This is a genomic window from Herbiconiux sp., assembly GCF_023264895.1.
Classification (GTDB): domain Bacteria; phylum Actinomycetota; class Actinomycetes; order Actinomycetales; family Microbacteriaceae; genus Herbiconiux.
The window spans coordinates 1-6,663 of the sequence record NZ_JAHFUY010000143.1; the positions used below are offsets into that span (position 1 = coordinate 1).

Sequence of the window (6,663 nt, forward strand, 5' to 3'; positions counted from 1 at the left end):
AGGCCGGGGATGCTCTGCAGCAGCTCGCGCACGCGCATCGTGGCCTCGATGCTCTCGGTGCTGCGGAGCGCGTTGTCGATCACCGAGACGGCGCTCAGCCGGCGCTCGTTGACGGCGCGCTTGATCGCGGCCCGCGCACGGCGGGCGGCCACGGCGGCGCGGGAGGCGGCGGCGCGGTCGACCTCGGGCGGCTTCACGCGATCACCTCCGCGAGGGCGTCGGCCTCGGCCGTGACGGCGTCGGCGAGGGCGGCGGTGCCGAGCGTGCCGCGGGAGCCCTTCTCCAGGATGGAGCGGGAGACCGCGACGATCACGTCGGGGGCGAGCGGGCCGAACACGTGCGGGATCGCCGAGAACTCGGCGCCCTGGAAGCCGAAGCCCGGTGCGAGCACGGGGGTGGTGGAGAGGCCGCGGAGCGACTCGGCCGTGAAGCCGTACTCGTCGAGGCGCTTGGTGGCGCCGAGCACGAGCCCGAAGTCGCCGAGGCGGGTGCGGTCGGTGTTGCGCGCGGCGACCTCGTCGGCCACGATCCGCGAGACGCTCGATCCGGACTCGGACCGCGCCGTCTGGAGCGCGCGCGACTCGGGGTTGGAGGTGGCGCTCAGCACGAAGACGCCCTTGCCGGCGGCCTCCGCCGCGTCGAACAGGCCCGAGAGGGCGCCCACGCCCGTGAACGCCGTCACGGTGAGCGCGTCGACCTCGAGGGGCGAGCCGGCTCGCAGCCAGGCGGCGGCGTAGCCGTCGTTCGTGGAGCCGATGTCGCCGCGCTTCGCGTCGCCGATCACGAGCAGCCCGGCGGCCCTGGCCGCCGCGAGCACGTCCTCGAGCGCCGCGAAGCCGGCTGATCCGTGCGACTCGAAGAACGCCACCTGCGGCTTCACGATGCCGGCGCGACCCGAGGCCGCCACCGCGTCGATCACCGTGAGGCCGAAGTCGCGCGCACCCTCGGCGTCGGGCGTGTAGCCCCAGGCGTCGACGAGGTACGGATGCGGATCGATGCCCACGCAGAGATGGCCCTGCGCGCCGAAGGCCGCATCCAGCCTGGCCCCGAAGGTGGAGGCGCCCGAGGAGGAGCCGCCCGAGGAGGAGTCGCTCATCCGCGCGCGCTCCGCGCCAGGGCGTACTCCTGCAGCGACGTGACCTCGAAGCCGTCCTTGAGCGCGTCGAACGAGGCCACGGCCGCACCGAGCTGCGCGATCGTGGTGAACAGCGGCTTGTCGGCGGCCACGGCGGCGGCGCGGATCTCGTACCCGTCGACGCGCGCCGAGCGGCCGCTGGGGGTGTTGATCACGATGTCGACCGAGCCGTTGTTGATGAGGTCGACGACGGTCTCGCCCTCCCCCTCATCGGAGAACTTGGCCACGATCCTGGCGTGGATGCCGTTGCGGTTGAGCACCTCGGCGGTGCCCTCGGTGGCGAGGATCTCGAAGCCGAGCTGCTGCAGCCGGAGCACCGGGAGCACGATGGCGCGCTTGTCGCGGTCCGAGACCGAGACGAACACGGTGCCCGACGTGGGCATCCCGCCGTAGGCGGCATCCTGGCTCTTCGCGAAGGCGCGCGGGAAATCGCGGTCGATGCCCATGACCTCGCCGGTCGAGCGCATCTCCGGGCCGAGCACCGAGTCGACGATGAGCCCCTCCTTGGTGCGGAACCGCTTGAACGGCAGCACGGCCTCCTTGACGGCGACCGGGGAGTCCAGCGGCACGACGGAGCCGTCCTGCACGGGGAGCATCCCCTCCTCCTTGAGCGCGGCGATCGAGGTGCCCACCATGAGCCGCGAGGCGGCCTTGGCGAGCGGGATGCCGAGGGCCTTCGAGACGAACGGCACCGTGCGGGAGGCCCGCGGGTTGGCCTCGAGCACGTAGAGGATGCCGGCGCCGATGGCGAACTGCACGTTGAGCAGGCCCCGCACGCCGATGCCCTGCGCGATGGCCAGGGTGGCCTCCCGCACGCGATCGATCTGGGCGCGGCCGAGGGTCACGGGCGGCAGGGAGCAGCTCGAGTCGCCGGAGTGGATGCCGGCCTCCTCGAGGTGCTCCATGATGCCGCCGATGTAGAGCTCGTGCCCGTCGTAGAGCGCGTCGACGTCGATCTCGATCGCGTCGTCGAGGAACCGGTCGACGAGCAGCGGGTTGGCCTGGCCGACCATGCCCTGGCCCGCGATCCGCTCGAAGTAGTCGGCGAGGGAGGCGGCGTCGTAGACGATCTCCATCCCCCGGCCGCCGAGCACGTAGGAGGGGCGGACGAGCACGGGGAAGCCGATCTCCTCGGCCACGGCCACGGCCGACTCGTAGTCGGTGGCGATGCCGTTCTTCGGCGCGAGCAGCCCCGCGGCGTCGAGGATGCCGGAGAAGAGTCCCCGCTCCTCGGCGAGGTCGATGGCGGAGGGCGTGGTGCCGAGGATCGGCACGCCGGCCTCCTCGAGGCCCTTCGCGAGCCCGAGTGCGGTCTGGCCGCCGAGCTGCACCACGACGCCCACGAGCTCACCGGACTGCGACTCGGCGTGGATGACCTCGAGCACGTCCTCGAGCGTGAGCGGCTCGAAGTAGAGCCGGTCGCTCGTGTCGTAGTCGGTCGAGACCGTCTCGGGGTTGCAGTTGATCATGATCGTCTCGAACCCGGCGTCGTGCAGGGCGAACGAGGCGTGCACGCAGGAGTAGTCGAACTCCACGCCCTGGCCGATCCGGTTCGGGCCGGAGCCGAGGATGACGACCTTGCGGGCGTCGGAGGGCGCGACCTCGGTCTCGAGGTCGTAACTGGAGTAGTGGTAGGGAGTGAGCGCCGGGAACTCGCCCGCGCAGGTGTCGACGGTCTTGTAGACGGGGCGGATGCCGAGGATGTGGCGGACCTCGCGCACCTCCTTCTCACCGAACCCGCGGAGGGTCGCGATCTGGGCATCCGAGAAGCCGTGCTCCTTGGCGAGCGTGAACATCGCGTGGTCGGCGTTCTCCGACGCGGCGATGGCCTCGGCGACCTCGTTGATGAGCACGATCTGGTCGATGAACCAGGGGTCGATCTTGGTGGCCTCGAAGACCTCCTCGTTCGTCGCCCCCGCGCGGAGCGCCTGCTGCACGGTGATGATGCGACCGTCGGTGGGCACCGCGGCGATCGCGAGCAGCTCGTCCTTGTCGCCGGGCTCGCCCTCCCAGTGGAACGAGGATCCGCGCTTCTCGAGCGACCGCAGCGACTTCTGCAGCGCCTGCGTGAAGTTGCGGCCGATCGCCATCGCCTCGCCCACCGACTTCATGGTGGTCGTGAGGGTGGGGTCGGCGGCCGGGAACTTCTCGAACGCGAACCGGGGCACCTTCACCACGACGTAGTCGAGCGTGGGCTCGAAGGATGCGGGGGTCACCTTGGTGATGTCGTTGGGGATCTCGTCGAGGCGGTAGCCGATGGCGAGCTTCGCGGCGATCTTGGCGATCGGGAAGCCCGTGGCCTTCGACGCGAGTGCACTCGAGCGGGAGACGCGCGGGTTCATCTCGATCACGATGATGCGGCCGTTGGCCGGGTCGACGGCGAACTGGATGTTGCAGCCGCCGGTGTCGACGCCCACGGCGCGGATGATGTCGATGCCGATGTTGCGGAGCTTCTGGTACTCGCGATCGGTCAGGGTGAGCGCGGGCGCCACCGTGATGGAGTCGCCCGTGTGCACGCCGACGGGGTCGACGTTCTCGATCGAGCAGACGACCACCGTGTTGTCGGCGGTGTCGCGCATGAGCTCGAGCTCGTACTCCTTCCAGCCGAGGATCGACTCCTCGAGGAGCACCTCGGTGGTGGGGCTCTGGTGCAGGCCGTCGCCGACGATCCGGCGGAGCTCCTGCTCGGTGTAGGCGAAGCCCGATCCGAGGCCGCCCATGGTGAACGAGGGACGCACCACGAGCGGATAGCCGAGATCTTCGGCGAAGCCCACGGCCTCCTCGACCGTGTGGGCGATGTGCGAGCGGGCCACGTCGGCACCGCACTGCAGAACCAGCTCCTTGAAGATCTGCCGGTCCTCGCCCTTGTTGATGGCCTCGAAGTTCGCGCCGATCAGCTCGACGTCGTACTTCTCCAGGATGCCGTGCTCGTGCAGCTGGATGGCGGCGTTCAGAGCCGTCTGGCCGCCCAGGGTCGGCAGGATCGCATCCGGCTTCTCCTTGGCGATGATGGCCTCGATGACCTGCCAGGTGATGGGCTCGACGTAGGTGGCGTCGGCGAAGTCGGGGTCGGTCATGATCGTGGCCGGGTTCGAGTTCACCAGGATGACGCGCACGCCCTCCTCGCGGAGCACGCGGCAGGCCTGGGTGCCCGAGTAGTCGAACTCGACGGCCTGACCGATGACGATCGGGCCGGATCCGATGACGAGGACACTCGTGATGTCGTCTCTCTTGGGCATTACTGGTCGTCTCCTTCAGAGAGTGCGGGGGTGCTCTTCTTGGCGAGGATCATGTCGCGGAAGCGGTCGAACAGGTACATGGAGTCGTGCGGGCCGGCCGCGGCCTCGGGGTGGTACTGCACCGAGAACGCGTCGAGGTCGAGGCAGCGGATGCCCTCCACCACGTCGTCGTTGAGGCTCACGTGGCTGACCTCCACCCGGCCGAAGCCTGCGGGTGAGTCGACGATGCCCTCGCGGGGCGCGTCGACCGCGAAGCCGTGGTTCTGGCTCGTGATCTCGACCCGGCCGGTGACCTTGTCGAGCACGGGCTGGTTGATCCCGCGGTGGCCGAAGGGCAGCTTGTAGGTGCCGAAGCCGAGGGCACGGCCGAGCAGCTGGTTGCCGAAGCAGATGCCGAAGTAGGGCATGCCGCCGCGGAGCAGATCCTGCAGCAGCTCCACGTGGGTCTCGGAGGCCTCCGGGTCGCCGGGGCCGTTGGAGTAGAAGAGCGAGTCGGGCTCGAGGGCGCGCACCTCGTCGGCCGTGATGGACTCGGGCAGCACCTCCACGTCGAAGCCGCGTGCGGAGAGGTAGTTGAGGGTCGAGGTCTTCACGCCGAGGTCGAGCACGGCGACGGAGCCGATCCGCTCGCCGACCGCGGGCACCTGGTAGCGCTCGGGGGTCGACACCACGGTCGAGAGCTTCTGCCCGGCCATCTCGGCGCCCGAGCGCACGGCGTTCAGCTGCTCGGTGGCGCTCAGCTCGTACTCCGCGCCGGAGAAGATGCCGGCGCGCATGGCGCCGAGGCTCCGGAGGTGGCGGGTGACGGCACGGGTGTCGATGCCCGAGATGCCCACCACGCCGTCGGTCTCGAGGTCGTCGTCGAGCGAGCGCTGGGCCCGGAAGTTCGATACGACGCGCGAGGGGTCGCGCACGACGTAGCCGGCGACCCAGATCTTCGACGACTCCTTGTCGGTGTCGTTGACTCCGGTGTTGCCGATGTGCGGGGCCGTCTGCATGACGATCTGGCCGGCGTAGGAGGGGTCGGTCAGGGTCTCCTGGTAGCCCGTCATGCCGGTGGCGAAGACGGCCTCGCCGAGGGTGCGGCCGCGCGCGCCGTAGGCACGGCCCTCGTAGCGTCGTCCGTCTTCCAGCACGAGTACGGCGGGTTCGGTGGTGATCACGACGAGGGTCCTTCCTGTTGCGGGATGATCGAGTTCGTGGAGTCGATCAGAGTGGTCGAGTCGCCCAGCTGCGTCGGCCGGAGGTAGCTCTCGACGTCGACGGGGCCGGTGGCGGAGTCGTAGGTCCAGTCCAGGCGCACGAGGCCCCCGGACTCGACGACGCGGTCGATGGCCCAGGTGGAGGTGCCGATCGAACGGATGCGGGTGGCCGGGATGAAGGTCTCCGGCTCCCCCGGGATGGCGATCGCGACGCCGCCGCCGAACACGGAGGCGATGCCGCGACCGCGGAAGGCGAGGCCGGGGATGGTGAGGCGCTCGAGAGGCTGGCCGGCGAGGGTCGTGGCGACGTAGAGCACCGCGCTCTCGACGAGGGCTGCGCCGCGCTCGGCACCTGAGCCCTCCCCGCCGGTCGCGGGCGCGCCGAAGGCGGCCTGGCGGCGCTTGCGGGCGCGCCAGGCGAGCACCATGGTGAGGAGGATGGCGAGGCCGAGCGCCGTGACGATGGCACCCCAGAGGAGTCGTTCCATCAGCGCACCTCCCGCGCGGGATCGCCGGCTGTTCGGCCGGCCGTCTCGTCCACCGGTGCGAGCACGCCGTCGCGAAGGGTCGGGTAGCCGTGGTGGAAGGTCCAGCGCACCGAGCCCGAGAGCGTCACGCCCTCGTAGGGGGTGTTCGTGCTGCGGCCGTGCAGGCGGTCGAGAGCGAAGCTGCTCGAAGCCGACGGGTCGACGAGGGTGAGGTTGGCGGGCGCGCCGTCCTCGAAGGAATGGCTGTGGTCGTCGAGGCGGCCGATCCGCGCCGGGGCCGTGGAGAGCACGCGGGCCACGCCCGCCCAGTCGAGGAGCCCGGTGTCGACGAGCGCGGTCTGCACCACCGGGAGCGCGCTCTCGAGCCCGACCATGCCGAACGCCGCGGCGTCCCATTCGCATTCCTTGCTCTCGCGCGGGTGGGGCGCGTGATCGGTGGCGATGCAGTCGATCGTGCCGTCGGCGACGCCCTGGCGGAGCGCCCGCACGTCCTCGTCCCGCCGGAGCGGCGGGTTCACCTTGTATCGTGCGTCGTAGCTCCGGATGAGCTCCTCGGTGAGGAGCAGGTGGTGCGGGGTCGCCTCGGCGGTCACCTGGAT

The 6,663-nt window shown here is 70.5% G+C and carries 5 protein-coding genes and 1 pseudogene; all 6 read right to left on the minus strand.

Going from position 1 to position 6,663, the window contains the following annotated elements; all coding sequences use genetic code 11:
* Nucleotides 1–197: pseudogene (locus Q0D57_RS18775) on the minus strand (guanylate kinase); the annotation flags it as partial.
* Nucleotides 194–1,096 (minus strand): orotidine-5'-phosphate decarboxylase, encoded by a 903-nt coding sequence (gene pyrF, locus Q0D57_RS18780; RefSeq protein ID WP_291046911.1) that lies wholly within the window; start codon nt 1,094–1,096, stop codon nt 194–196. The pseudogene Q0D57_RS18775 and the gene pyrF, both read right to left, overlap by 4 nt.
* Nucleotides 1,093–4,374, minus strand: a complete 3,282-nt coding sequence (gene carB / locus Q0D57_RS18785; protein WP_291046913.1) for a carbamoyl-phosphate synthase large subunit — start codon at nt 4,372–4,374, stop codon at nt 1,093–1,095. The genes pyrF and carB overlap by 4 nt, the downstream gene beginning before the upstream one ends.
* On the minus strand, nt 4,374–5,537 hold the full coding sequence (gene carA, locus Q0D57_RS18790; RefSeq protein WP_291046914.1) for a glutamine-hydrolyzing carbamoyl-phosphate synthase small subunit: 1,164 nt from the start codon (nt 5,535–5,537) through the stop codon (nt 4,374–4,376). Before carA ends, carB begins: the two co-directional genes overlap by 1 nt.
* The gene (locus Q0D57_RS18795) at nt 5,534–6,064 is read right to left on the minus strand and encodes a hypothetical protein (RefSeq protein ID WP_291046915.1); all 531 of its coding nucleotides are present in this window, start codon (nt 6,062–6,064) and stop codon (nt 5,534–5,536) included. The genes carA and Q0D57_RS18795 overlap by 4 nt, the downstream gene beginning before the upstream one ends.
* Nucleotides 6,064–6,663, minus strand: a 600-nt coding sequence (locus Q0D57_RS18800; RefSeq protein WP_291046917.1) for an amidohydrolase family protein, incomplete at its 5' end; no start/stop codon positions are given. The genes Q0D57_RS18800 and Q0D57_RS18795, both read right to left, overlap by 1 nt.

Coding starts and splice junctions, on each gene's coding strand:
- pyrF (WP_291046911.1), bottom strand. CDS start 1,096: ATGAGCGACTCCTCCTCGGGCGGCTCCTCCTCGGGCGCCTCCACCTTC.
- carB (WP_291046913.1), bottom strand. CDS start 4,374: ATGCCCAAGAGAGACGACATCACGAGTGTCCTCGTCATCGGATCCGGC.
- Q0D57_RS18795 (WP_291046915.1), bottom strand. CDS start 6,064: ATGGAACGACTCCTCTGGGGTGCCATCGTCACGGCGCTCGGCCTCGCC.